This window comes from Leminorella richardii, from assembly GCF_900478135.1.
Lineage (GTDB): Bacteria > Pseudomonadota > Gammaproteobacteria > Enterobacterales > Enterobacteriaceae > Leminorella > Leminorella richardii.
Genome location: NZ_LS483470.1, coordinates 3744295 through 3770000 on the forward strand (window position 1 = coordinate 3744295; position 25706 = coordinate 3770000).

Annotated in this window: 19 protein-coding genes, 2 rRNA genes and 1 pseudogene (1 of these 22 running past the window's edge); 2 read left to right on the forward strand and 20 right to left on the reverse strand. The window is 52.0% G+C overall.

Annotated features, from left to right (window positions below):
- Nucleotide 1: 1 nt before the first annotated feature.
- The 14 genes and pseudogenes from DQM29_RS16990 to nrfA all read right to left on the reverse strand — a co-directional run bounded on the left by DQM29_RS16990 (nucleotide 2) and on the right by nrfA (nucleotide 17074).
- Entirely contained in the window at nucleotides 2-5269 is a 5268-nt protein-coding gene (locus DQM29_RS16990; protein ID WP_111741774.1) for a DUF637 domain-containing protein, read from the reverse strand.
- 59 nt (nucleotides 5270-5328) lie between these two features.
- Nucleotides 5329-6939: a ShlB/FhaC/HecB family hemolysin secretion/activation protein gene (locus DQM29_RS16995; protein ID WP_332102948.1), complete on the reverse strand. Its 1611-nt coding sequence runs from the start codon at nucleotides 6937-6939 to the stop codon at nucleotides 5329-5331.
- Nucleotides 6940-7474: 535 nt separating this feature from the next.
- The gene (gene dsbA, locus DQM29_RS17000) at nucleotides 7475-8146 is read right to left on the reverse strand and encodes a thiol:disulfide interchange protein DsbA (protein ID WP_415270877.1); all 672 of its coding nucleotides are present in this window, start codon (nucleotides 8144-8146) and stop codon (nucleotides 7475-7477) included.
- A gap of 26 nt (nucleotides 8147-8172) precedes the next feature.
- Nucleotides 8173-9171 (reverse strand): serine/threonine protein kinase, encoded by a 999-nt coding sequence (locus DQM29_RS17005; RefSeq protein WP_111741776.1) that lies wholly within the window; start codon nucleotides 9169-9171, stop codon nucleotides 8173-8175.
- A 52-nt stretch (nucleotides 9172-9223) separates the two neighbouring features.
- Entirely contained in the window at nucleotides 9224-9493 is a 270-nt protein-coding gene (locus tag DQM29_RS17010) for a YihD family protein (protein WP_111741777.1), read from the reverse strand.
- A gap of 146 nt (nucleotides 9494-9639) precedes the next feature.
- The gene (ccmI, locus tag DQM29_RS17015; protein ID WP_111741778.1) at nucleotides 9640-10485 is read right to left on the reverse strand and encodes a c-type cytochrome biogenesis protein CcmI; all 846 of its coding nucleotides are present in this window, start codon (nucleotides 10483-10485) and stop codon (nucleotides 9640-9642) included.
- On the reverse strand, nucleotides 10482-10946 hold the full coding sequence (nrfF, locus tag DQM29_RS17020) for a heme lyase NrfEFG subunit NrfF (protein ID WP_111741779.1): 465 nt from the start codon (nucleotides 10944-10946) through the stop codon (nucleotides 10482-10484). The genes ccmI and nrfF overlap by 4 nt, the downstream gene beginning before the upstream one ends.
- Complete coding sequence (locus DQM29_RS17025; RefSeq protein WP_111741780.1) at nucleotides 10943-11488, reverse strand: DsbE family thiol:disulfide interchange protein; 546 nt, start codon at nucleotides 11486-11488, stop codon at nucleotides 10943-10945. The genes nrfF and DQM29_RS17025 overlap by 4 nt, the downstream gene beginning before the upstream one ends.
- The gene (locus tag DQM29_RS18845; RefSeq protein WP_415270894.1) at nucleotides 11485-12444 is read right to left on the reverse strand and encodes a cytochrome c-type biogenesis CcmF C-terminal domain-containing protein; all 960 of its coding nucleotides are present in this window, start codon (nucleotides 12442-12444) and stop codon (nucleotides 11485-11487) included. Before DQM29_RS18845 ends, DQM29_RS17025 begins: the two co-directional genes overlap by 4 nt.
- Nucleotides 12445-12555: 111 nt before the next feature.
- Nucleotides 12556-13379 (reverse strand): annotated as a pseudogene (locus tag DQM29_RS18850) (heme lyase CcmF/NrfE family subunit); the annotation flags it as partial.
- A 26-nt stretch (nucleotides 13380-13405) separates the two neighbouring features.
- Nucleotides 13406-14362, reverse strand: a complete 957-nt coding sequence (nrfD, locus tag DQM29_RS17035) for a cytochrome c nitrite reductase subunit NrfD (RefSeq protein ID WP_111741781.1) — start codon at nucleotides 14360-14362, stop codon at nucleotides 13406-13408.
- A complete protein-coding gene (nrfC, locus tag DQM29_RS17040; protein ID WP_111741782.1) occupies nucleotides 14359-15030 on the reverse strand; it encodes a cytochrome c nitrite reductase Fe-S protein in 672 nt (223 codons plus the stop codon). Before nrfC ends, nrfD begins: the two co-directional genes overlap by 4 nt.
- On the reverse strand, nucleotides 15027-15599 hold the full coding sequence (nrfB, locus tag DQM29_RS17045; RefSeq protein WP_111741783.1) for a cytochrome c nitrite reductase pentaheme subunit: 573 nt from the start codon (nucleotides 15597-15599) through the stop codon (nucleotides 15027-15029). The genes nrfC and nrfB overlap by 4 nt, the downstream gene beginning before the upstream one ends.
- Before the next feature lie 47 nt (nucleotides 15600-15646).
- Nucleotides 15647-17074, reverse strand: coding sequence for an ammonia-forming nitrite reductase cytochrome c552 subunit (nrfA, locus tag DQM29_RS17050; protein ID WP_197708873.1), 1428 nt, complete (start codon nucleotides 17072-17074; stop codon nucleotides 15647-15649).
- 499 nt (nucleotides 17075-17573) lie between these two features.
- On the opposite strand from nrfA, the gene mobA reads away from it, so the two are divergent.
- Both mobA and mobB read left to right on the forward strand, forming a co-directional pair.
- Nucleotides 17574-18149, forward strand: a complete 576-nt coding sequence (mobA, locus tag DQM29_RS17055) for a molybdenum cofactor guanylyltransferase MobA (RefSeq protein ID WP_111741785.1) — start codon at nucleotides 17574-17576, stop codon at nucleotides 18147-18149.
- Nucleotide 18150: 1 nt separating this feature from the next.
- Nucleotides 18151-18666: a molybdopterin-guanine dinucleotide biosynthesis protein MobB gene (mobB, locus tag DQM29_RS17060; protein WP_111741786.1), complete on the forward strand. Its 516-nt coding sequence runs from the start codon at nucleotides 18151-18153 to the stop codon at nucleotides 18664-18666.
- Nucleotides 18667-18677: 11 nt separating this feature from the next.
- Here the strand turns inward: mobB and DQM29_RS17065 are convergent, their stop codons facing one another.
- The 6 genes from DQM29_RS17065 to DQM29_RS17090 form a co-directional block, all read right to left on the reverse strand.
- Nucleotides 18678-19385, reverse strand: a complete 708-nt coding sequence (locus DQM29_RS17065; protein WP_415270895.1) for a SanA/YdcF family protein — start codon at nucleotides 19383-19385, stop codon at nucleotides 18678-18680.
- A gap of 51 nt (nucleotides 19386-19436) precedes the next feature.
- Entirely contained in the window at nucleotides 19437-19697 is a 261-nt protein-coding gene (locus tag DQM29_RS17070; RefSeq protein WP_111741788.1) for a DUF1871 family protein, read from the reverse strand.
- Nucleotides 19698-19903: 206 nt separating this feature from the next.
- Complete coding sequence (locus tag DQM29_RS17075; RefSeq protein WP_111741789.1) at nucleotides 19904-21214, reverse strand: L-cysteine desulfidase family protein; 1311 nt, start codon at nucleotides 21212-21214, stop codon at nucleotides 19904-19906.
- 33 nt (nucleotides 21215-21247) lie between these two features.
- The gene (locus tag DQM29_RS17080; protein WP_111741790.1) at nucleotides 21248-22579 is read right to left on the reverse strand and encodes an SLC5/6 family protein; all 1332 of its coding nucleotides are present in this window, start codon (nucleotides 22577-22579) and stop codon (nucleotides 21248-21250) included.
- 641 nt (nucleotides 22580-23220) lie between these two features.
- Nucleotides 23221-23336: ribosomal RNA gene (gene rrf, locus DQM29_RS17085) — 5S ribosomal RNA — on the reverse strand.
- 123 nt (nucleotides 23337-23459) lie between these two features.
- Nucleotides 23460-25706, reverse strand: a 23S ribosomal RNA gene (locus DQM29_RS17090) (it continues 664 nt past the right edge of the window).

The window sequence follows — 25706 nt, forward strand, 5'->3', positions numbered from 1 at the left end:
CCTAATTATTTCTATCAAAACGATGTATTGTGCCCTTTGAGTCTTGGAAGAATAATTTCTTAATATTTTGAGCATTTGGTTTACCCCATAGCCTTGAGGCCATACTCTGCATTTCTTTTCCGGATAGATCTATTTGTACAACAACACCGCCAGCTTGATCACTTTTCTTTTCGATTGAGCTTAATATTCGATCAACTTTAGTCGTTGGATTCGGTGTATAAACATCAATTTTGCCAACCCCATCAATATGTAAGTCAGATGTTCTTGCTCCTGAAACTCCTTTATCAGAAGCAGTTGCCCTGTAAGTAACATCATATCCTTGGTCGGCAAATTTCTGCCCCGCTCTTAGTTCATTAGCATTAGGTTTAGCTAATGGCTTATAAGTGACCTTACCTTGACGAACTGCGGGCAGATTACCGTTTCCATTAGATATCGCTTTATCAGTCAGGGCAACCGTCCCTTTCGCCCCCTTCCCCGAAATCACCTCAGCCAGCTTACCGCCTATCCTCTGGCCTCCGGCGATGATCAGCACGCCCGAGCCCGACTCTATAAGCTTCCAGCCTTTCCGATTCGAGCAGGCTTCCCAGCCCATTCCCATGCAGTCTATCGCATTGTTGAACGCTTCAACACCTAAACCGCCTTTATAGGTATTGGCCGCATCCGCACCGATTTGCGCCGTTAAAGCGTCGTAACCCGTCGCATTATCTATCCCGTTTAGCTTGTCATTCACGCAGGCCTTGCTACCGGATATCAAACAGTCGCTGAACTCATCGATATTCTTGTTTGATATTTCCGCCATTTCCTTCATGACGCGGGCTCGACAAGCGCCGTCACTGCCACAGGCCGCCAGCTTTTTCGCCATCTTGGCTGGCTCATCGTGCATCAGGAAGTTATACCGCAGGGTGTTTTCCGCAGCGGATGCGCCACTCCAAGCACCTGAGGCCGAATTGGTTACTGCTGCGCCTGTTATAGCGCCAATGATTCTTCCCGCCGACTGGATTTGGCTTTCCCTTACTGCCGGCTCGACAAATATGTCGCCTAGCGAGATAGCGGCCAGCTCCGCCGCCAGAGCTCCTGCGGCAGCGCCTTTACCGTTACCGCCGCCAATTTCTGCGCTCACGCCTGCCAGTACCGCGTGGCTCACAGCCTTACCGGGAACGCCCAAGATCTCCCCATTATCCCCAATCAGCTTTGCGCCCTCGGCGCCGATTTGGCTGCCGATGTTTGCCATCAGCGCATCCGCCAAATTGTCCTTAAAGCTGCCGCCGTTAATGGTCGTGTTCAGGCTAGAGCTGATAATCGACTGCCCGGCCACGCGCTGCGCCACCTTACCCCAGTCGCCGTTACTGAGCTGGGGCAGTTTTACATCCTTAACGCTGAGTGGCTTGCCCGCAGCATCTTTGTTCCATCCCATCGCGCTATCAAAACCGCTCAGCGCGCCGCCGATAATCATTGCGGTAACAATAGCCTTTACTGAATCACTACTGCCGAGATCGTTCAGGGTGTTTGACAAGTTCCCCTGATTTTCCACCAGCGAAACCGCTGTTCGAGACGCCAATGCAGACATACCCGCCGTCACCGCACCGCTGGTCACCGCTCCACCGCCTACCGTCGCCGCTGTGTTGCTAGCCGCCACTGCTGTAAACGAACTGCCGGCCGTCACTGCTGCGGCAGCAATCGCGATAACGGCTGCGACAACGGGATTCAGGCTGCGGTCTTTATGACTCCAGCTATCGTAAGCATTTTGAACCGTATTCCACTGCACATCCCCACGCTTGTTCAGATCCTTCAGCCATGCTGTCTCGGGAGAATTACCCAGCGCGCTGAGAACATTTTGCAGCGTCTGGGGATTTCTTATCTTCACATCAGCGCTGATGCCCTTCGGGGCATTAACTAACAGCTGGCCGCCCGTATGCACGCTCGGCAATACCCATTTTCCTTCGGTATAGCCCTTATTGACCTGCTTAATGAAGAAGCCTTTCGACGTTGAAATCGTCTGTTCAAAAACGGTATTTTTAACGGCTCGAAAATTAACCGTTCCCTGTAAACTGGTGAAACGAGCGTTATTCCCCGCACTGATCTTGCTCGCTTCATAGATGCTGTCATCCCGGCTCAACAGATTAATGTTGCCGCTAGCGATAAACTCAGTCACTTTGTTAGTCACGCTGTGGCGTATTCGCGTAACCTCTTTTTTAGTAATGCAGAAGCTCCATTTGCTGCACTTTTTCTTTTTTTCTTCGTAGTGACTGCGTTCTTCCATTGCTTGGGCATACAGATAGCCGCCTTTTGCCGCCACGTTTAAAGTGCCAGCAAGATTAGCCGCCCCCCGAGACTGTAGCCGGGTCGCCTGAAACAAAATACTGCCGTTAGCACTCAGCGTCAGAAGCCCGCTAGCATCCAGTTCACTGCTCTGCTGGGTTACTTGTTCGCTGTACCCTTTGGAATGAACGCGATGGCTTTTATTAACCACTGGCTCAAAGCGCATGTTCCCACCAGACGTCAAGGTAGCGTCCCCCCCTGAAGACAGGCGGGAGCCAGCGGTAAGAATGTTTCGGTTTGCAGCCAGCGTGAGGTTTTTGCCACTCTTGAGGTGAGGCGTTACGTGACGATGGTCGATATTATTTAAATTGCTATCCACTTGGTGCTTAAAGGAGAAGGCGGGCATGTTGATATCTTGCCCGGCCAGCGCAGTCACGCTGTTGCCCGCTGAAATATCTGCTCCCTGTAAACCAATATCCCTTGCAGCATGAATCAACACACTGCCACCGGCGCGAACCTGACTGCGTAGCTCCGCACTGCGTGATAGTGGAAACAGGGGACGGAACTGCTCATCAAGAGTGCGCATATTCAAACTGGCATCCTGACCAGAATACAGACTCACATCTTTACCAGCCGCAATACGAATACCGTTCAAAGCCAGCCCGCCTGCGCCGCTGAGCGAGACGTTTTCAGACGCATTCAGCTTTGTGCTGTTTAACGCGCTGTTAAACAGCTCTTGCTCCCGCTGTGGGGTAAGAGGGGCAAAGACGTTTTTGTTATTCAACGCCGAGGAAGTATTTTCAATAGCCAGCCGGGCGCCGGCACTCAGTGAAATACTTCGACTCTGCGGCGCCAAATGGATGTCCTGAAGCAGCAGTGCGTTTCCCGCTTGGACAGTAAGATCGCCAGAGGCCTGTAGCGCTGCCACAGCGCGTTTATTTTCAGGATAAAAATAGCGCGTCGTTTCATCCGACTGCATGCGCACACTGCCATTTCGACTGATGACCAGTACGTCCTGACCTGCTATTTCGCTCTGCCGACCGTCAATATCGCCAGCCGCTAGCAGAGTGATACCGCCTCCGGCTCGCAGATCGCCCTTTTGCAAAGTGATGCTTTTGTCAGCAATCAAGGAAATGTCCTTCATGCCGCGAATCACGCCTCGGTTAAGGATCTCCCCTGCGTTAATCAACACCTTTTGCCCGCGCAGGCTGTCGCTTCGTCCGCCCAGCAGCGCTTCACCTATGCTCCCCGATCTGCCAACCTCTTCGGTATCAATACGGACGGCGTCGTGAAAATCAGCAACTAAGCTCCGCCCAGCATGGATAGTGGCATCGAGCCGTTGAGCGTCTTTCCACGTGCTGAATTCAGCCGTTTTATGCCAGTTGACATAGGTTCTTCCACCCAGAGGCTTATTCAGTAAATCAAGTGAGGCCGTAGGGCCATTAAAGCGGATCCAGTGGTTTTGTTCTCCCGTCTGAACGCTGTGATTAACCAGCCGATTTCCGGTCAAAATAACGTCCTGCGCCGCACCGATGTGGCTTAGGCTATTGGTAAGCTCGGTACTATTAATGTAAAGATGACGACCAGAGACAATCTCGGCTGCCGAGCCGGGCACGTCAATCCAGCTTTGGTTGCGTGCAGAATTGAAGGTTGGATCTTTTAATAAATCGACATGACCAAACCAGCGCTCTGGAGCCGAATCTTTAAATCTGGCCGTCGCTGCCAGGAAGAGAACGTTTCTGGGAGGCTGAAGAGTGGGATAACCCCCCACCAGATTGTTTATTGACGTCGAGTTCGGCGCTATCTGCTTCTGTTTTATCTGAACGCTATTCCTAACGTTCTCGAGCTTATCCGTTCGCACAACCAAATCGCCTCGATCGGTTTTTATACTCCCAGAGCGGTTCTCCACCCGCTTAGCTTTATTTCCCTGTGCGTCCTTTTGTATCCACAAACTGTTGCCGCTGCGCAGTTTCCCCGTATTGCGAACGGTTTCTGCAAACACCCGCATATCGGCTTGTGCAGTAACATCGCCTTTATTGTCCAACGCGTTAGCGGCCAGCGTCACATCCCGCCTGGCACTTACTTTACCGCCTGCAGTCGTGTGAATTTCCTGAGCCTTAACGTTGAGATCGGTCCGAGCGTGGACGCTACTCAGCTCCACCCTACCTCGAACGTTTAGCGTAACGTCTCCCTGCCTGCTATTGATATTTCGCAGGTTCACGCCTACGCCGTCTTCAGTAGCAACTAGGCGAATTTTTCCTGCGTACATGCCACCTAAAGATTTGGTGTCTACCGCCAGCCGAGGTCGTGAGCCTTCGCCGGAAATAGGTTTTACCGTACCGTCTTTATAGTTAATTCGGTTAGTACCCTGCGTGAGTTTGAGGTCCTTCGCGTTTATCTTTCCGTTAAGTTCCACAGCGCGACTGATAACGTCGACATACTGCTGAGAGCTGCCATTCAGACCTTTTTCACCAACAGTGATTACACCTTTTCTTACCTCTAACGCTTCCAGAGCTCCGCGCTTGTCAAACTGGGGCCTGCCAGTGGTCAGAGCGACGGCTGGCGTATTGATAAACCCGCAGCCATCGCACGTAATGCCGTTCGGATTCGCTATCATTACGTTTGCTCTAGTACCGAAGACCTCCAGCTTTCCCTGTAGCGTAGAGCGGCTGCTTCCCGTTACTTCATTTATGATGAGCTCAGCAGCTTTTCCCTTTAGGTTGGGATTCGCCTCAAGCTGGCCAGAAAGCTGGGATCTGCCAGCCCTGACTGCGTTATTGAGCACTGCGCCAGACGTGCCAACGCTAAAATCCGTGAACTTGTTATGCGATACCCCAGACCCATTTGGAGCAGCAATATTGACTACCGGAATATTTCCCGGCCTAACCTGAGTACTACCACCAGCAGCGTTGATACCCGCGGCAATAGCCGGATGTAGCGGCTGAACGGCGATAAGATATATGAGTAACCAACTGGCACCGCGCGCCACAGGATGATTCAGCCTATCCATAACTTAATTCCTTATTATTGAGATTAAATCGCTTTCTCTCCCACGCGGCGCGTGGGGAATCAGAATGAGACGCCTGCCAGCCAGTAGACCACCCATCGGTCAGGTTCAAGACTGTTTGGATACACAAGAGGAGCCCCTATCGTCAGGGACTGACTTAACTGGCTCCCGTGAAGGGAAAAACCGGCTGATATTCCAGCGATATCTCCGCCATCCGCCAGCCTTCGCCGTCCAATTATGTGGCCCCCATCAAGGGCACCAGTGAAGGAAAGTTCACCCAAATCGGGCAAAGTCATTGCCTGCCAGTTCAGTTCATTGCGCCAGTAGCCGCCGCGATTTCCCGTCAGAGACTGCTCTTTAAATCCTCGAACCGAATAAATACCGCCAGCAGAAATACGCTCGCTGGCGTACAGATTGTCTGGCGAAGTCTGACCATAGAAAGAAGTCATATATGTCAAAGAGGGAGATAGCGGATAAAAATAGCTGGCGCTGAGGCTAAAACGGCGAAACTCACTGCGGGGTGCATCTGGATGTGCATTACTGTCTCTAGTTGCGCCCATCTCTTTTAGACCAATGGTAATGGCAGGATTAAACGTTACGTATCCGCCACCTAGCACCCTGCTATAGCCCAACCCTGACGTTAAACTGGTTAAGGTAGGGCTACTAATCGATAAACGCGTACCCGCTAGCCGGTTTTCTGTACGTCGACGAGACAGTGCGATATCCAAAGCAAAGCGTTGGCTGCCGTCCCGATACAGTGTGCGGTTCACGCCGGCCTGCCAAGCCTGTACTGTACCGTCATAGCGGTACGTCCCCGCATTGGCGGGAACTGTTTGATAAAAATCAGACCAGGAGTATTGCGTGCTAAATAGCCAGTAGCCATAAGGTAACGTTGCGCTAATCGAGAAACTGCGGCTTTGGCGATCGTGATGAAACTCACCGTCTCGAGAGGCGGATACCGTCCACTGATCCGCAAAGCGAAGGGGGTTGTCCACGACCAGAGAGGCACTAAGCTGGCTGCTTCCTGTACTTTTCTGGCCGCTGTTATCCACACTGATGTTCACGCGTGCAGGAAAGCGCCACTCTGCCGGAATCAGGACAACCTGTGAATACCCCGGTATCGTTCCGGGTTGAATATCTATAGTGACAGAACGGGAAGAAAGCCGATTCATTTGTTCCAGCCCCTGCTCCAGATCTCGCAGGTTGACGGCTTTTCCAATCAGGTCTGGAAAAGCCATGCTGATTAAAATAGAACTACCACCCTCTAGCGTTATTGACTCTGTTTTCCCTTCCGTCGCCCTAATCACCAATATACCGGAAGAGATATCTTGCTCAGGCAGCCATGCCTGCGAAGTAATATAGCCCCGTTCCAAATAGGCCTGAGTAATATCACGTACCAAAGTGCTGATATCAGACAGTGACATACAGCGCTGACGCCACGGACTCAGCAAACGTTCCGTGGTTGAAGGAGGGAGAAGCGAAGCTCCCTGTAAATCTATATGGTGAATATTTTGGCAGCTGTCAGCCGCCAGATGTTCATTCGATAGAGGTAGTTCAGACACAGAAATCGTGTTCTGTAACACCTCTCGCTGTTGTTGAGCACGATCCAGTAGTACCTTCTGTTGATGCTCAATAGTCGCCTGATCGGCAGGGCTAACAAGAGCAGCGCTCACAGAAAATCCAATCAAGAGGAGCGGTATGAAATAAATAAAGCGGAGATAATCCCTTACTCTCATGATAATAATAATCACTCTCATTTATAGTAAAGTGATTGTATTATTTTTTTGCTTTATGTCTATCCTTTCTTCAGCGCTTTCTCACAATTCCGTCGTGAACTTAATTCCCCTATTTTTCATATGGATAAAATTGAATATGGAGAGAACCCAATTAATGAGATTCTTATTACAAGAGAAAACTCAACGGCATTTTGCGCCGTAACTATTCAGCTCACAGCTTACCTGTTTACCAAAGTACTCACGATTTGGGGGGTTACTTGAGAGACCTATTCAGACTGGCATCCCGTCAAAACAGGGGCTCACAAAAAGAAACAGAGACGCGATGCTTTTTATATTTTTCATGTTCAAATCGTACTTCCGTGTAAAAGAGATAGCCGCAGCCAGAAAACAATATGGCCTCTGGAAAGCAGAGGCCATATGAGAACGAAGGCGTTTGGCTACAGGAAACGCCAGAAAGGCATCGCGGGCAGGATTACTTCTTACCCAGCAGGAACTTCACGACCTGACCGTATTCTTTGATAAAGCTTTCAATTGAATCCGCTTCCAAGCCTTCGGTTTTCACCATGTACTTGCCGTTAACAACCACAGAAGGCACGCTTCTGAGTTCAACGTCAGCAGCCAGCTTGCGCTGCTGTGCTGTCAGAGATTTCACGATAAAGCTGTTCCAAGCGCTGTCGAACTCTTCAGCCGTCACACCCGCTTGAATGAATGCCTGACGAATACCCTCAAGATTCTGGATTGTGCGGGTTTTCTGAATGCCTTCAAACAGAAGAGGAGCAACCTTCTGCTGCACGCCCAGCGTAATAGCCACAGCCCAGGCCTGAGTCAGTTGAGAACCCAGCTCACCGCCCATAAAGTCGACGTGGTATTTCACCATCTTGCCGTTTTCTGGCAGCTGTTTTTTAAACACGTCGGTCATGTGGTAGACGTTTTCAAAATCGTAGCAGTGCGGGCAGAAGAAGGAGAAAAACTCCATAACCTGCGGCTCTTCCGTGGCTTCACGAGAAAGCGTTGTATATTGTTTGCCATCTTTATAGTTAGCGACCACAGCCGACGTTTCCGCCGCGCTTGCCGTAACGATCGGATTAGCCAGTACTAAAAACGCACCTGCGGCAATCGCAGCACAAACCATTTTTTTCATCATTACACTCCGTGACAAAATAACAATAATCAGTACATTGGCGCCAGCCTAAGCGGCGGCGCCTCTAGTCGCTTAACCTGCTCAAACAACGCCGCTGGCTGCCTTTGCCAGTATTCCGCATCGGCTACCCAGGGGAAGCTTTTCGGAAATGCGGGATCCTCCCAGCGGCGCACCACCCAAGCCAGATAGTGCACCATCCGCATACCGCGCAGCGGCTCTATCAGCGCAAGTTCCCCTGAGGGAAATTCCGCAAATTCACTGTAGGCTTCAGCAATCAAGTCCAGCTGCATCAGCTGTTCCTGAGCTTCGCCCTGTAACATCATCCAAATATCCTGTACGACAGGACCGTTACGCGCGTCGTCCAGATCGACAAACGTCGGGCCGTCGCGCCACAGAATATTGCCGGGATGGCAGTCCCCGTGCAGTCGACAAGAAGACCAGTCAGTCCGCCAGTGCGACTCAACCGCCTGAATCAGAGCGTCGAGCGCGACCAAAAAGTCTGCTTTAACTGCCTTCGGCACTAGTGGGCTTTCCGCCAGCGTTTTCCGTGGCTGGTAAAGGTACTCATCCAGCCCAAACGTAGGGCGATGGGAAAAAGCGCGGCTCTCCCCCACTTTATGAATACGTCCTAAAAAGCGAGCCGCCCACTCAAGATGATCGAGATTGTCCACCTCAAACTGCCGCCCGCCAACGCTTGGGAAAACGGCAAATAAAAAGCCCTGATAGTCGTGCAGCGTCTGGCCATTGAGCGCCAGCGGTGCAACGACAGGGATCTCTTCGTTCGCCAGCTCCTGCGCAAAATCGTGCTCTTCCTGAATCTGCGCCCGGCTCCAGCGCTGAGGGCGATAGAACTTCACCACAAAGCGGCGGCGGTCTTCGTCCATAAACTGATAAACGCGGTTTTCATAGCTGTTAAGCGCCGTCAGACCGGAATCCACCCGCAGTCCCGCCTCAAAAAGGGCGTCCAAAATCACATTGGGAAGCAGAGATTGAAAGGTAAAGGCCGGTATGATTGATTCACTACACATCGCGTTATCGTCTTTTCATCAAGAAAACAGTCTGGCGCACAGGCGGCGTCAGTTAGTCTTTTAAAATACCGCGGGCGCGCAAAAGCGCCGTTTTAAAGTCTTCTTCGTAGTCTTTTTTCAGACCGGGAATGGCGTCGGTACTGGCTGAATCGCGCATCTTAAGATGGTAAATCAGTACGTCGTCTGTCAGTTCACCCAGTGGACCTTTAAAACCAGCTTCATCCGCCAACTTTTGCAGAAACTGAACCAGATTTAAATCCGGGTCTTTCTGCCATGCAGGGTGGATAAGCTCAATCAGTTCATTGACGCGATGGCATTTCATAACGTCTCTCCCTTTCATATTGACACATGCGGGGCAAGCGCTGTTTCTCACTCCCCCAAACGCCGTCGATAACATCCCGTTGAAAGATGTCAAAAATGACGGCTGCGCGCACAGCCTAGCAGGGTTAATAAAAATTTAACAGTCCATTATTTCATCATCCGCGCCATGTTAACGGCTTCGATAAGCCGAGCGCGATCGATGCGCGGATCTTGGCTATCCAGCAGCTGTTGCCAGATATCGATCGCCTTCTGATAGCGGGCGTTGAGGAAGTGGTCTGACGCCAGCAGCATCAGCGCTGTGATCTGATGAGGGTCAGCGCCCAGCGCCCGCTGAAGCAGAGATTCCGCCTGCGGCGTCATGCGCTGACCGGCCTGATAGTAGAGCGTCGTCGCCTTGGCAGAGAGAACCTCGGCATCATCACCGCGAATTTTCGCTACTCGGTCGAAGGCCACCAGCGCGTTTTCAAAGGCATTGCTATTGAGGTAGCGCTGGCCGAGTAAAAACCAGGACTCGCTGTCGTTTGGCGAAGTGCGAATGCGCTGCATCAGTTCGGCAACCACCTTGTCCTGCATCTGTTCATCGCTCATGCCGTTAAACAGCGCGTTGCCCCCCTGATGTACAAACTCGACGGACGGCGAATAGCGGTCATACGTCACATAGGCACCTATGGGCAGCCCCAGAACAAGCACCGTCATCAATGCTGGAACCCAAAGAGAAACGCCCCCTTTATCGAGGAGGGCATCGGGCTCGCTCTGGGCATCCTGCAGCAGGCTTAGCGCCAGCTCCTGCTTTAGCGCTTCTGCCTGACTGCGCTCATTGTCGCTATCGCCAAACAGCCTTTCGGCCAACTCGGACTGCTGGCGAAACAGCTGGACGTTGACGCTTTCACGCAGCCCGCTCGACGTCGCCTTTGTGCGTCGAAAAAACGGCATCCAGACGATAAGCACCGCCAACGCCGTTAGAATGCTGCCGCCAATCCAGAATGCCGTCACCGTTTTTTCTCCAACAGCTGTTCAAGCCGCTGACGCTGTTCATCACTCATCACGGGCAAAGGCCTCACCCGGCGGCGCACATAGCGCCACATAACCACTGCGCCAATCAGCAACAGTACAAGGGGGCTTAGCCACAGCAGAGCCGTCTGCGCGCCAAAGCGCGGCTTATACAGAACAAAATCGCCGAAGCGGCTAGTCATCCGGCTCACGATTTCATCGTTTGATTTGCCGTCGTCCACCATGCGGTACACTTCCAAACGCAGGTCGCGGGCTATTGGCGAGGTAGACTCCACCAGATTCTGGTTCTGGCACTGCGGGCAGCGCAGCTGCTTGGCGAGGGCAACGGCTCTCTCCTGATTTTCCGGCGTTTTAAACTGCCAGGTATCGACGATGTCAGCCCGCAGGGACAAAGGCAGTGCCAAACACAGTAACAGCAGCAGGAAACACCAACGTTGAATCATGGTCGGGATTCCCCCTTTATCAATGCCTCAATCTTCGGCACAAACTCCGCTTTCCAGACGTCAGCATTTAACTCGCCAGAGTAGCGATAGCGAACTACGCCTCGGGCGTCAATAAGATAGGTTTCCGGCGTGCCGTAAACTCCAAGCTCCATGGCCAGCTTGCCTTCAGGATCGTAAACAGAACGAAAATAGGGATTGCCCAGCTCGTTAAGCACCTTCATCGCTGCAGCGCGAGTGTCGCGATAGTTGAGGCCGAAAAGCGTAAACTCTCCTTGCTGACCTATCTCCTTTAAGAAAGAGAACTCCGATTTACAGGAAGGACACCAGCTCGCCCATACGTTTAGCACCGTAATCTGCCCCTGAAAATCCCGCTCAGAGAACGTCCTGTTGCGCAGCAGAAGGTCATCTGCCACAAACGCCGGCATCGGCTTATCCTGCTGGATTAGCCCTAACTGATGCGGATCTTTTTGCAACCCGATAAAAAGCGCAATCCCCAGTACTGCCACCAGCAGCAGAGGAATAAACAGCTTCAGGCGCGTCATGATGCACCTCCCCGACTCGTACGGCTCAGTCGACCAACCAGCAGCAGCGTACCGCCCAGCATCATCAATAAACCACCGCCCCAGACCCAGCGGATAAACGGCTTATAGTGAAAGCGCAGCGCGTAGCTTTCCCGCTCAACTTTTTCGCCCATAATTGCGTACAGGTCACCGAAAAGCCCCCAGGAAATGCCCGGTTCGCTCATCAGCATGGTTCTTACCGTATAGTGACGCCGTTCCGGCATTAGCGTAGCAATGACGTTATCCGCTTTTGTCACTGAAATCACTGCCTGTTCTGACGTGTAGTTCGGCCCCACCAGCAGTCGGGTTTCCTGATAGTTAAAGCGATAGTCGCCCAGCGCCGCTTCACTCCCCGGAGCCATTTTTACGCCCACTTCCGTAGAGTAATAGCTGGAAATCACGATGCCTACGGTCGCCACGGCAACGCCGCAGTGCGCCAACCAAACTCCGCAGCGCTTCAAAGACAGCTGACGAACCGTCGACAGGTTGCTCAGGCAAACCCAGGCCGCCAGTGCAAGCGACAGGGCAACCGCTGGATAAAACCGGTTAAACGACAGCGCACCGCCGACGCCGATGACAACGGCCAAGGTCGCTAAAACGGCAAGGCGCTTTCCGCTGCCCGCCGCTAGGCTTTTCCAGCGGCTCAGCGGAGAAAATCCCATCACGACTAAAGCCAACAATACAGGCGGAACGAAGGTGGCATTGAAATAGGGCGCGCCGACGGAAATAGATCCTAATCCGAAGGCGGTGAACAGCATCGGGTAAAAGGTGCCGATAAGCACAATCAGCGTCGCTACGCTCAGCAGCACGTTGGCAGCCAGCAGCATCGCCTCACGAGACAGCAGCCCGAAGCGGGCGGCAGAAGGCTGGGTGTTAGCTCTTAGCGCAAACAGAGTAAGCGCCCCCAATACTGCCAGCCCCAGCAGCAAAAGCAGCATAATGCCGCGATCGGGGTCGACGGCGAAGGCGTGAACCGAGGTCAACACGCCGGAGCGCACGATAAAGGTACCCAGCAGGCTGAGCGCAAAAGTAAAGATGGAAAGCAGCAGGCTCCAGTGGCTAAATGCCCCTCGCCGCTCCGTGACTATCAGCGAGTGCAGCAGCGCGGTGCCCAACAGCCACGGCATCAGCGAGGCGTTTTCAACCGGATCCCAGAACCACCAGCCCCCCAGCCCAGCTCATAGTAAGCCCACCAGGATCCGAGAATAATGCCGCCGGTCAGGCACACCCACGCCGCCAGCGCCCAGGGGCGGCTCCAGTAGGCAACGGCTGCGTCCATTTTCCCACTCACCAGTGCAGCTACCGCCAGCGCAAAGTTAACGGCAAAGCCAACGTAGCCCAGATAAAGCAGCGGCGGGTGGAAAATCAGGCCGACGTCCTGCAGCATCGGATTAAGGTCTCGCCCTTCCAGCGGTGCGGGAAAGACTCTCTCAAACGGATTAGAGAAAGACAGGACAAACAGGCAGAATCCCATCATCAGCAGACCAAGCACCGCCAGCGCTATCGTACTGACCTGCGGATCCATGCGGCGGCTAAACGCGGCCAGAAGTGCGGTCCAAACGGAAAGAGAAAACAGCCAGAACAGCATGGAGCCTTCATGCCCGCCCCACACCGCTGCAATTTTAAAAAAGACCGGCAAATGAGAATTTGAATGCTGGGCAACGTACATCACCGAGAAGTCGTCGGCGGCAAAGCTATAGCCCAGCAGTGAAATAGAAAGCGTAATAAATAGACATGCGCCGTAGCTTAACGGCGCACTATAGCGAGCGAGTAACGCCCTCCGGCAGTATAGGCCTACCGGAGGTACAATACTTAACAGAAGCGAGAGCGCCAGCGCCCCCAGCAGGGACAGCAGACCCAGTTCAGGGATCATACTGCTACCTTTTCCTTTACTTGCATCTAGGCGACCGTCATCTGACCAGCATACAGAATGAAGAATCTCAACATAAGTACACCACAAAGCCCCATGCAGGCAACCGCGACTAAATAGCCCTTACTGTGCTGAACGCGATGGCTGCACACGGCACCCATAATCAGCGGCAGCAGAATACCAAGGCCGATAACGCCAAACCAGAAGACGTTAGACCAGAATCCGCCGCCGATGGCCGCAACCGCAGCAGCCTCTTTCTGGCCGCCGCCAAAGAACAGGCCGACGAACAGCGCAAACAGCAGCAGCAGTTCAAACAGCACCACCGGCTTTTCGATCTGATGCACAAAATGGATAGAAGGGCTGTCCGTCGGCTGCTTAAACCAGGTTACGCCAAACAGCACCGCCGCCGCTGCACCGGACGACACGCCCGAGAACAGAAACAGGATCGGCAGAACCGGGTTATTCAGCATCGGATAGGTTTTCAGCGCCGACAGCAGGAATCCAGTATAGACCCCCAACAGCACAGCCAGAAGCACCATCAGAGGCTCCAGCACCTTCTCCAAACGGGCCAGCGCAGCGATAATGCCGTTCACCCAGCCAAAGGCCTTAAAGCGGCTCTCCGTCAGGGAGCGGATATCTTCACGAAACAGCCCCGCCAGCCAGACGATCAGCACGACCATATAGACTTGGAACAGCATCACGCCCATCGACATTACCGAGGTCGGGCTGTAGAAGATCATCAGGTACCAGAAGGTCCACGGCTTGGTCAGGTGGAAAATCAAAATGGTCAGACCGGCGATCACGCTCAGCGGCGCAATAATCGCCGTGGCTCTGATCACGCCGTCGCGGCTGGCTTCATTACCCAGAATCTTGCGCTTAAGGAAAACGGCGATGGTCACCATTCCCGCAGAAACGCCGATCAAAAACAGGTAAATGGCGATCGGCCAGTCCCAGACCAGAGAGTCAAAGTGGAAAGCGCTGCTCATCCTTTAATCTCCCCGTGTTTGCTCGGTATACGATACATCTTCGGCTCAGTGCCTAGGTGTACCTTAGAACGGTAAGTGGTCTTATCCGCAATCAGCTTCACAATGTCGCTGTTCGGATCGTCCAAATTACCAAACGTCAGCGCCTTGGTTGGGCAAGACTCTACGCAGGCGGGCAGTTTGCCCTTCGCCAGATTGGTATCGCGACAGAAGTTGCACTTGTCGGCGCTCTTTTTCACCGGGTGAATAAAGCGCACGCGATAAGGGCAGGCGGCGATACAGTACTGGCAGCCCACGCAGCGGTCGGGGTTAACGTCAACGATACCGGTAGCCGCATCTTTATAAGAGGCTCCTGTCGGGCAGACGTCCACACATGGCGGATTGTCACAGTGTTGACAGGAGTGTCGGTCGAACTGATATTTTGCCTCTGGAAACTCCCCGATGGGGCCGGTGCGGATAATGTTCAGCCGCGATACCCCTTCAGGAACGTTATTGACCTCCCGGCAGGCATCCATACAGGCGGTGCATCCGATACAACGAGTTTCGTCATACACCATGCCATAGCGAATACCGTTAACCGACATCGTCTGAGCCAACACGCGATGCGCGGCGCCGGTCGTCAAGATAACTGCTCCCATACCGGCAATAAAATGACGGCGTGAGCAACTCATGGCGTTTCCTTCTCTTTTTGATGCAGCTTTTGCTGCTCGCTATGACAGTCGACGCACAGCTTGATCTGCCCCTTCTTATCCAGCCCCTTCACCGGATCGACGGCAGGATGCAGCTGGTGACAGCTGGCACAAGAGGTTTTCAGAATGTGTACATCGTGCGCCCACAGCGCAGCGCGCAGCTTCTCAGGCTGGTGGCAGGTCATACAAACCTGATTCTGCTTGTCCACTGGGAAGGTGTCTTTGTTAAAGCGCATTGCGTCCACAGCGCCGTCGCGGTGTGCTGGCGAAATAGTGCCGTGGCAGTTGGTACAGGTCACCGGCATCCTGTTGTTAGGACTTATAGCCTTGGCGTGAGCGCCGTGCATCCCGTCTTTATTTTCTTTATGACATTGAGTACATGCGTAATCGCGGTTGCGCTGTAGCTCAACCTGATAGCCAGATGAGGCTGCTGTACTCTGTTCTGTCGACTCCGCCGCCTGCGACGGCATCGCCGCGACAGCAAGTACAGACGCCAGCGCCAATAGTCCGGCGTGGAGCCTGCGTTTGAATAGCAAACGTAAACTACTCATGATCGTTCCACCTTATAGGGTCCCGCCAAACGCGGGGCCAGTCGCATTTATTGATTTAACAAGCGGCCTTCTTTCTTGGCTTCGTTGTCCCACTCAACCACTCGGGTTTTCAGGAACTCTTGTTTTTCACTCTCCAGCTTCTGCATATCCATGCCGAGAGCCTTCTGAGCATCTGCTTTTGTGGAAAGATCCGGCAGAGCTACCGGGGCTGTGATGCCCTTAGTCGCCAGCAGGCGAGCCAGCTTGGTGCGGGCTTCTGCGGATTTGTCGAGTGATGTGCCCAACACTTTCAGCCCGACTTCCGGCGCGTGCATGTGGATGCCGTGAGAGGCGATCGCGTAATCCCAGCGCCACTGAGCGTGGCGGATATCCTGAAGGATTGGCTTCATCTCTTCTTCCGTAGCGCCAGCGTCCCATGCAGCCTTGGCTTCAAAGTGTGCATGAACTAATTGACGCTCGGCCTTCTTCTTAAGCTCTCTCACAGCCTCTTTTCTACTGGCAACAACGTCCTGCAGCTGCTGTTTGCTCTGCGTGTGGCAGCTTGAGCAGCTTTCAGAGAATCTGTCGAAAGGATTGCCAATCTTGTGGTCGGTATAGAGCTTACCGTCAGCGTTCTGAACCTTCGGCATATGGCAGTCGATACAGGTCACGTTATTCTTACCGTGAATACCTTGGCTCCAGGTCTCATATTCTGGGTGCTGAGCCTTCAGCATCGGCGCTTTGGACAGCGCGTGCGTCCAGTCAGAGAAAGCAATGTTGTCGTAGTACTCTTCCATTTTCTCAACGGTTATTCCCTTATCCCAAGGGAACTTAACCGCTTTATTTTTACCGGAGAAGTAGTACTCAACGTGGCAGTTACTGCACACCATGGACTGCTGATCCAGACGGCTGGCCTTGTCAAAAGGCTTGCTGATGGCTTCCAGTCCACGTTCCGTATAGGGGCGAGACATATAGAGCGCCGGTTTGCCCTCGGCAAACTCTTTTGAGGCCGTATCGTGACAGTCGCCACAGCCGATAGGGTTAACCACCTGAGAACCGCCTCGCGCCCACATGCCTTCAAAGTAGGCATCTTCACCGCCTTCATCGATCAGACGGGCAACGTCTGGGCTCTTACAGCTCCAGCAGGCCATCGGCAGCGGGCCGTCCGTATCTTTCATCGGTGCGGCAGTGCGTAGAGACTGACGAATATCAGTGATGGCATAAAAGTGCCCACGCGCTTTTTTATAGTCTTTAGCGAATGGATAACCCGCCCAAAGAATAACCATGTCGGGATACTCATCCAGACCGCCGCCCAGAGTGTCTAATTCACTGGTTGCGCGCCATGAATCGTACTGATCCTTATGGTCTTTTGCGAAAGCTTCGTTACGTGCTTCAACGTTCAGCTTATCGGCGCTAGCCGTATTGCTGACCAGAAACGACGCAAACAGTATCAGTAAGACTGATGATAATCTTGCCTTAATTTTGCCCACGGTAATAACTCCCAATTTATTATTTCTTTGATACTTTCTTCGCTATTTAAAAATCGATAAGTGCACCTTTTTACATTCATTTTCGGTGCGTGACGTTTACTTGGAAGGTAGTATTTTATTATCCATACAAATATAACGGATTAATAAGGAGGGGAATAATTCACATTAGAAATACTTGTTTTAGATCAACGAAAAAACCTTTGAAAATGCAGTTTCTTGACGGGCTTCAAATTCTGTTTTAATTCGACCTTCGAATATAACCCCAAATGGTTATAGGATATTTATACCTATTTAGAGTTATATCAAACAACGCATTGGATAATAAAAAATAAGACATAAATACTAATACCTAAATGTCCAATCGCTCTTTTAGTAGATATAAGAAAGCTAACCTCTTGCCCATAAGAAAATGAAAATTATTATCATTTATCTTAATTAGCAGGGCTAAACATTTATAAAAGCGTTAATATAATCCAATTCTACGGCTGAGACAGTGAGGCTTAACATGTCTATCCCCACGCTGACTGGCGCTATACTTTCCGGCGGTCAGGCAACCCGCATGGGCGGTCTTGATAAAGGTCTGGTTACACTAGGCAAAATACCGCTTTATCAACATGTCCTTCAGCGCTTGCAGCCGCAGGTAAGCGGCGTGATTATTAGCGCAAATCGCAACATCGAAGAATACCAAAAGAGCGGCTATCCGGTGCTTTCGGATTCGATTAGCGGCTTTAAGGGGCCTCTTGCCGGAATATTAACCGTTCTGGAACACAGCCCGACGGAGTGGGTACTGTTTGCCCCCTGCGACACACCGTTTATTCCAACCCATCTGGCGGAAACTTTGTGGGCAGGCAGGCAAGGCGCTCTGGCAGCCTATGCCGACGACGGAGAGCGCGCCCACCCTACTGTCGCACTTATTAGCAAACAGCTTATTCAGCCCCTGCGAAATTACCTATTGGGTGGCGATCGCAAACTGATGATTTTTATGTCCCAGCAGAGCGCCATTCCTGTCAGATTTCACGACGACCCTAGAGCTTTCCGCAATATCAACACGCTGGACGATGCCGCGCAGGAGGCGTTCTAACATGACAAACTACGCTATTCCACTGCTGGCCATCACGGCCTACAGCGGCACGGGAAAGACAACCCTACTAAAGCAGCTAATCCCAACACTGGCAGCTATGGGCATTCGCTGTGGCTTAATCAAACATTCACACCACAACGTGGATGTCGACACCCCGGGAAAAGACAGCTACGAGCTTCGCAAAGCAGGTGCCGCACAGACCATCGTCGCCTGCGATCGACGCTGGGCGCTGATGACCGAAACGCCCACTCGCCCGGTTAGCCTGTCCGAACTGGTGAGTCAGTTTGATCCTGAACGCATCGATATAGTGCTGTTAGAAGGCTTTAAGCAGGAGCCCGTGCCTAAAATTGCCCTTTACCGAGCCGCCGTCGGCAGGCCGCTGGAAGATTTGCTCGACGAACATGCAATAGCGCTAGCCACAGATGAAACGCTAGAGGTGGCGATTCCGCTGCTGGACATTAACGCCAGCGCGCAGATCGCTGAGTTTATCCGCGACTGGCTAGCCTCCCAGCGCTAACGCCCTGATACCTATTGACTCGGGCAGCCGCTGTCAGTATTCGGTCCAATAACCACACTTGGGCCAAGAAACTTTGGCTGTCGGTTAAGTATGCGGCTATCCAGCAGGGCGCTAACGCGGGCCAGCTTCTCCCGCATTTGGGTATACTTTCCGCGGCCGATGGGCAGATCTTTCGCATCGTAAGCAATGGCATCAATACCGTACTGCTGCGCCAAATACAGCGCCCGCTGGTTGTGAAACCGCTGAGAGACGATAGTAAAGCTATTCTCACCAAACACTTTGTTCGCCCGCACGACAGAATCTAGCGTGGAGAAACCGGCATAGTCGCAGAAGATAGCCCCCTTCGGCACGCCCTTTTCAATCAGCGCCCGCTGCATGGCTGAGGGCTCGTCATAATGCTTTTTGCCGTTGTCACCGCTAACTAGTAGCCACTGAACCTTTCCTGCGTGATACAGCTCGGCAGCGGCGTCAATGCGCCGAGTGAAATAGCGGTTGTTAGGCTTAGCGCCGAGTACCAGAGCAACGTTACGGGCGGGGATATCCTGCACGTTACTGTAGAGCTGCGCTTCGGTAGCCCCGACGATTTCGCGCTCCGCATAACCGATCAGCCCTAAACAAATAGCAGCAACCAGTAGATAGAGGAAAATAAGCCTGCGTGAGAATAGCTTTCGACAAATAGCCTTAAAAAGGCGCAGTAGAGCCTTAAATAACCGAACAATCACTGTTTTCTTCATCCATGACTGTGAATCAGCGTTTGTTTTAACGCGGAATTATGAACTCTGTATGAGGTGGTCCACTATTTCTCCGGCGATTCGACGTTCCTCACCGGCCTTGTAACAGTCAGAAAAAGCGCGAGTGAACGTATTCTCAATCGCCTGCGCCAAGGCCGTTTCATTCACGCCTTCCGTCGTCTGAATAAACTGACATATTTTCTTTATTTCACTGCTATATTCATCGTCCGGGGCAAGTCGGCCCGGTGCAAGCCTCATGGGATCCCATGCGTTGATGATATCGGTGATGAATGCTTCCACACTTTTTTCTCCTGATGACTATAGTGAAATGAAAAGTAACTTAGAGCCGCTTTCATTCACTTTATCCGAGCACTATAGAAAATGTTATTAATGACCCTCTCAATAATAAAAATAGGCTACAGGCACTCGCTACCTATATTTAAGCACTAAAGTAAGTCGCCCCGGCTGTAAAACCGGGGCTGCGGTAACACTGTAGAACAGAACAGCTACTGTACCTTTTCCGCCATAATCTGAATAATTTGCCGATCGGTTTCCTGCATTGATCGACAGGCTAGGGCGCACAGGTTAGAGATCGAACGCTCGACGTCGTTTTCTACGATGCCATCGGTTCCCGTTACTGCAGAGCCGTCCAGCGCCATCAAGACTGCCTTCCAGGCAGAAGAAGCGCTGGTAGACACTTTCATTGCACAGCTGTTTGATGCGCCATCGCAAATCATGCCGCTAACGTCGCCGATCATGCTGCTAATAGCCATAGAAATTGTCTGGTAGCTACCGTCAATCAGCCAAGTCATGCCCGCCGCTGCGCCCATGGCAGCCGTTGTCGCGGCGCACAGGGCGGACAGCTTCGGCAGCTGATTATGGATATAGATAGCGCTTAAGTGCGACAGCATCAGAGCGCGCGCCAGGCGCTCTTCATCTGCGCCAAAGTGCTCTGCTACTACAACCACTGGCAGCGTTGCCGCAATGCCCTGATTACCCGAGCCGGAGTTACTCATGGCCGGGAGCGTCGCTCCGCCCATGCGTGCGTCTGATGCAGCGCTGGTGCGAATTAGGATCTGGGAAAAAAGATCGTTAGACATCAGCCCGCGTTCACACTGTTTCTCCAGCGTTGCGCCAATGTGTAGCCCCCAGCGACCGCGCAGCCCTTCCTTCGATAGCGCGTCATTAAGGCGAGCCGCCTCAAGGATAAATCGAATATCCTCAAAGGGAACCTGCTCAATAAACGTCAGAATATCCTCCAACGAAGAGTGAGACAGCACCGCCAGCGGATCTTCTACTGCGCCTTCAAGGGACTGCTCGCCAAGCGTAAAAATCACCTCTCCCTGTTTTTCTATCCGAACGATGCGGGTATGCCCGCCAACGATGGTCGCACAGACCCATTCCTCACCCGAAAACACTTTGGCACGAGAATAGAGAATATCTTCGCACGGTGACTGTAGCATCACCCGCACTCGCCCCTCTTCCAGCATCGCTTTGGCTCGTTGGATATCCTCCGTAGATACCGCTTTAAGCACCTCTAAGCCAGCCTGTGCGTCTCCACCTACCGCCCCCAGCGAAGCGGCAATCGGTAAACCCACCATTCCCGTACCCGGAACAGTGACGCCCATGCCGTTTTTCATCAGGTTCGGTGAAACCCATGCCTCAACGCGGTCTACCACTCCCGACAACTGAGACGCCGCAACCGCACTCGCCAGTGCCAGAGAGATCGGCTCTGTGCAGCCCAGTGCAGGCCTGACCTCCTCCTGCACGGCGCGAATAAAAAGATTCCATAATGAGTTCATTTCAGGCTTGGACATAGTAACAACCTTCATACTTAACGTTTACTGGCATCAGGAGAACGCCAGGAACGGAGAAACACACAACAGCAGACCGGTAAAAATAATCAGCATCAGCGATGCGCCCTTGTACTTATGAAGCGCAGGCACTTTGTAGACCAGCCAAGCGGGAATTAAACAGCCCACCATGCCGAAGATAGGGCTACAGACGGATGTAAAGCTCAACACTGGCGCATTCAGAACAATCGCACTCCAGGACAGCATAATGGCAAACACCATGATCCCACGCTGAACCAGAGACTCATTGATCTTATCCGCCGGAAGCTTGCGGCGCAGAATGTTCATCACGATACCCTGTGTCGCTTCGCGAAAGCCAAGGTATACACCGAAGAAAGCGGTCATTACGGCGAAGATATTCAAGATAACGCTAACAATTTTGACCCAGGCTGCGCCGTCACCGCTGATAAACTGTGCAGCAATCGCTAGTGCAGAAATGTTCTGCTCGTAGGCTTTTACTGCTTCATCGTGCCCCATCGCCAGCGTAAAGGAGACGGCATAGAAAAAAACGGTCACAAATAGAATGCCAAACGCGATATTCATTGCACGCAGCGCTTTATGGCGAGCAACTTCAATAGACTTCGTGCGCGAGCGGTAGGAGATCACCATTGGGCTCAGTGTTTGAATAAACAGGATAGAAGTAAGCGTAAACGGCAGCGTAATAATCGCATTCTTTATCAGCAGCCCCATCGGCGGCAGTGAGCCAACGTTATACAAATGCCACATGCCGATCATGGATAACCCAAGCAGAGCCACAACCAAAAGCTTGGTCAGCACCATAAGGCTCGATACTTTAAACAGTAGCTTTTCACCACGTGAAGAAATAGCAACCAGAACGCAGATTAATGCCAGACCATAGAAAGGATTCTCGGACAGCAAACTTTCTGTAATGCCAAACGTGTGTAAATAAGATGCGCTGTCATTAGTAATCGCAGTGGAATAAACGAACATCCAGATAACCAGCATAATGAAGTAGAGCGCACCTAACAGTATGCCCCAGTTCTTTCCCAAATAGCCGCTAATAACGCTGGGGTAGTCTTTACACTCAGGAGACTCTGCCAATGTGTTGATAAACAGGCGTTGGAATAAATACATGGCCGGATAGCCAATAACGGATGAGAGCAGAAAGACCCACAGCCCCATCAATCCGACCTGAACGGGTAAAAAAACGATCCCCGCGCCAATAGCCATGCCAATGCTCATAATGACCCAGCCAACGTCGGTACTGTCAAACTTAATGGCCTCACGCCATTCGCTTTCCGTCATACCGCCCCGGAGGGAAGATACAGAGTCATCCAGTATTACACTTGTATTTGATGTTGTTTCCATAACATTCTCATTTTGTATGTGTATGTAGAGTAGAGAGCTAACATTTTTTATTTTTCTAACCGCTATAAAGGTATTTAGCGTGCTAACAATCATACTGGTGAGTGCAAAGAAAAATATTGCCTTTATTACCCAGACATCGGTAAATTTAAGAAAAAATTTCTACTCTAAAAACCAATTATCAAATTAAATTCTACTAAAAATGAAAATGAGAGGTTGTTCACATCTTTATGGCTATAAGATCTCACCTTGATAAATAGAGAGTGGATAGAATAAAAAGTCCCTTTTTGGCGAGGGATTTTGACGGGCGAAGCAGATCAAAGACATTCATAGTGGCTCGGCAGCAGCCTCCTATAATGTTTTCCCATATGGATAATAGGGAAAGACGTTTTAAATCCCATAAACACAAAAAGGCCACTCTTCCGAGTGGCCTTCTGTTTCTTCTTTAAATTAAGAGTCTGGCAGTTGATGAACCTCTTCGAGCTTCACCCTTCGGGCCGTTGCGTTGCAACGCAGGGGGAAACCCCACACTACCCTCGGCGCTACAGCTTTTTATCACAACACTCCGCAATCGCCGTTATAAACCCCATAAACACAAAAAGGCCACTCTTCCGAGTGGCCTTCTGTTTCTTTCTAAATTAAGAGCCTGGCAGTTCCCTACTCTCGCATGGGGAAGCCCCACACTACCATCGGCGCTACGGCGTTTCACTTCTGAGTTCGGCATGGGGTCAGGTGGGACCACCGCGCTATCGCCGCCAGGCAAAGTCTGTATTGTTCACCGTTGACGCTGCTGTTCTACCAACAACCCAACCACGAACTTCAATCCTTCAACAAGCTCAATAATTCTACTGTCTCTCGTCTCTAAAAACGCCTTCGGCGTTGTAAGGTTAAGCCTCACGGTTCATTAGTACTGGTTAGCTCAATACATCGCTGCACTTACACATCCAGCCTATCTACGTCATGGTCTTTAACGTTCCTTTAGGGGACTCAAAGTCCCAGGGAAGACTCATCTCGGGGCAAGTTTCGCGCTTAGATGCTTTCAGCGCTTATCTTTTCCGCACGTAGCTACCGGGCAATGCAATTGGCATCACAACCCGAACACCAGCGGTGCGTTCACTCCGGTCCTCTCGTACTAGGAGCAACCCCCCTCAATCTTCCAGCGCCCACGGCAGATAGGGACCGAACTGTCTCACGACGTTCTAAACCCAGCTCGCGTACCACTTTAAACGGCGAACAGCCGTACCCTTGGGACCTACTTCAGCCCCAGGATGTGATGAGCCGACATCGAGGTGCCAAACACCGCCGTCGATATGAACTCTTGGGCGGTATCAGCCTGTTATCCCCGGAGTACCTTTTATCCGTTGAGCGATGGCCCTTCCATACAGAACCACCGGATCACTAAGACCTACTTTCGTACCTGCTCGAGCCGTCACTCTCGCAGTCAAGCTGGCTTATGCCTTTGCACTAACCTCCTGATGTCCGACCAGGATTAGCCAACCTTCGTGCTCCTCCGTTACTCTTTGGGAGGAGACCGCCCCAGTCAAACTACCCACCAGACACTGTCCTCACCCCGGATAACGGGGCTAAGTTAGAACATCAAACATTAAAGGGTGGTATTTCAAGGTTGGCTCCACACGTACTGGCGTACATGCTTCAAAGCCTCCCACCTATCCTACACATCAAGGTTCAATGTTCCGTGTCAAGCTATAGTAAAGGTTCACGGGGTCTTTCCGTCTTGCCGCGGGTACACAGCATCTTCACTGCGAGTTCAATTTCACTGGGTCTCGGGTGGAGACAGCCTGGCCATCATTACGCCATTCGTGCAGGTCGGAACTTACCCGACAAGGAATTTCGCTACCTTAGGACCGTTATAGTTACGGCCGCCGTTTACTGGGGCTTCGATCAAGAGCTTCGCTTACGCTAACCCCATCAATTAACCTTCCAGCACCGGGCAGGCGTCACACCGTATACGTCCACTTTCGTGTTTGCACAGTGCTGTGTTTTTAATAAACAGTTGCAGCCAGCTGGTATCTTCGACTGGCTTCGGCTCCATGGGCAAGCCACTTCACCTACTGCCAGCGTGCCTTCTCCCGAAGTTACGGCACCATTTTGCCTAGTTCCTTCACCCGAGTTCTCCCAAGCGCCTGAGTATTCTCTACCTGACCACCTGTGTCGGTTTGGGGTACGATTTCGTGTTACCTGATGCTTAGAGGCTTTTCCTGGAAGCAGGGCATCAACCACTTCATCTCCGTAGAGACTCGTCATCACGCCTCAGTGTTATACAGCAGACCGGATTTACCAGGACTGCCCACCTACACGCTTAAACCGGGATAACCGTCACCCGGCCGGCCTAGCCTTCTTCGTCCCCCCTTCGCAGTAACACCAAGTACGGGAATATTAACCCGTTTCCCATCGACTACGCCTTTCGGCCTCGCCTTAGGGGTCGACTCACCCTGCCCCGATTAACGTTGGACAGGAACCCTTGGTCTTCCGGCGAGCGGGCTTTTCACCCGCTTTATCGTTACTTATGTCAGCATTCGCACTTCTGATACCTCCAGCAGACCTCACAGTCCACCTTCGCAGGCTTACAGAACGCTCCCCTACCCAACAACACCTAAGTGTCGCTGCCGCAGCTTCGGTGCATGGTTTAGCCCCGTTACATCTTCCGCGCAGGCCGACTCGACCAGTGAGCTATTACGCTTTCTTTAAATGATGGCTGCTTCTAAGCCAACATCCTGGCTGTCTGTGCCTTCCCACATCGTTTCCCACTTAACCATGACTTTGGGACCTTAGCTGGCGGTCTGGGTTGTTTCCCTCTTCACGACGGACGTTAGCACCCGCCGTGTGTCTCCCGTGATAACATTCTTCGGTATTCGCAGTTTGCATCGAGTTGGTAAGTCGGGATGACCCCCTAGTCGAAACAGTGCTCTACCCCCGAAGATGAGTTCACGAGGCGCTACCTAAATAGCTTTCGGGGAGAACCAGCTATCTCCCGGTTTGATTGGCCTTTCACCCCCAGCCACAAGTCATCCGCTAATTTTTCAACATTAGTCGGTTCGGTCCTCCAGTTAGTGTTACCCAACCTTCAACCTGCCCATGGCTAGATCACCGGGTTTCGGGTCTATACCCT

Bases quoted from the DNA above. Each gene is read 5' to 3' on its own strand.
- DQM29_RS16990 (WP_111741774.1), bottom strand. From the start codon at position 5,269: ATGGATAGGCTGAATCATCCTGTGGCGCGCGGTGCCAGTTGGTTACTC.
- dsbA (WP_415270877.1), bottom strand. From the start codon at position 8,146: ATGATGAAAAAAATGGTTTGTGCTGCGATTGCCGCAGGTGCGTTTTTA.
- DQM29_RS17005 (WP_111741776.1), bottom strand. From the start codon at position 9,171: ATGTGTAGTGAATCAATCATACCGGCCTTTACCTTTCAATCTCTGCTT.
- DQM29_RS17010 (WP_111741777.1), bottom strand. From the start codon at position 9,493: ATGAAATGCCATCGCGTCAATGAACTGATTGAGCTTATCCACCCTGCA.
- nrfF (WP_111741779.1), bottom strand. From the start codon at position 10,946: ATGATTCAACGTTGGTGTTTCCTGCTGCTGTTACTGTGTTTGGCACTG.
- DQM29_RS17025 (WP_111741780.1), bottom strand. From the start codon at position 11,488: ATGACGCGCCTGAAGCTGTTTATTCCTCTGCTGCTGGTGGCAGTACTG.
- DQM29_RS18845 (WP_415270894.1), bottom strand. From the start codon at position 12,444: ATGCTGCTTTTGCTGCTGGGGCTGGCAGTATTGGGGGCGCTTACTCTG.
- nrfD (WP_111741781.1), bottom strand. From the start codon at position 14,362: ATGAGCAGCGCTTTCCACTTTGACTCTCTGGTCTGGGACTGGCCGATC.
- nrfC (WP_111741782.1), bottom strand. From the start codon at position 15,030: ATGAGTTGCTCACGCCGTCATTTTATTGCCGGTATGGGAGCAGTTATC.
- nrfB (WP_111741783.1), bottom strand. From the start codon at position 15,599: ATGAGTAGTTTACGTTTGCTATTCAAACGCAGGCTCCACGCCGGACTA.
- mobA (WP_111741785.1), top strand. From the start codon at position 17,574: ATGTCTATCCCCACGCTGACTGGCGCTATACTTTCCGGCGGTCAGGCA.
- mobB (WP_111741786.1), top strand. From the start codon at position 18,151: ATGACAAACTACGCTATTCCACTGCTGGCCATCACGGCCTACAGCGGC.
- DQM29_RS17075 (WP_111741789.1), bottom strand. From the start codon at position 21,214: ATGTCCAAGCCTGAAATGAACTCATTATGGAATCTTTTTATTCGCGCC.
- DQM29_RS17080 (WP_111741790.1), bottom strand. From the start codon at position 22,579: ATGGAAACAACATCAAATACAAGTGTAATACTGGATGACTCTGTATCT.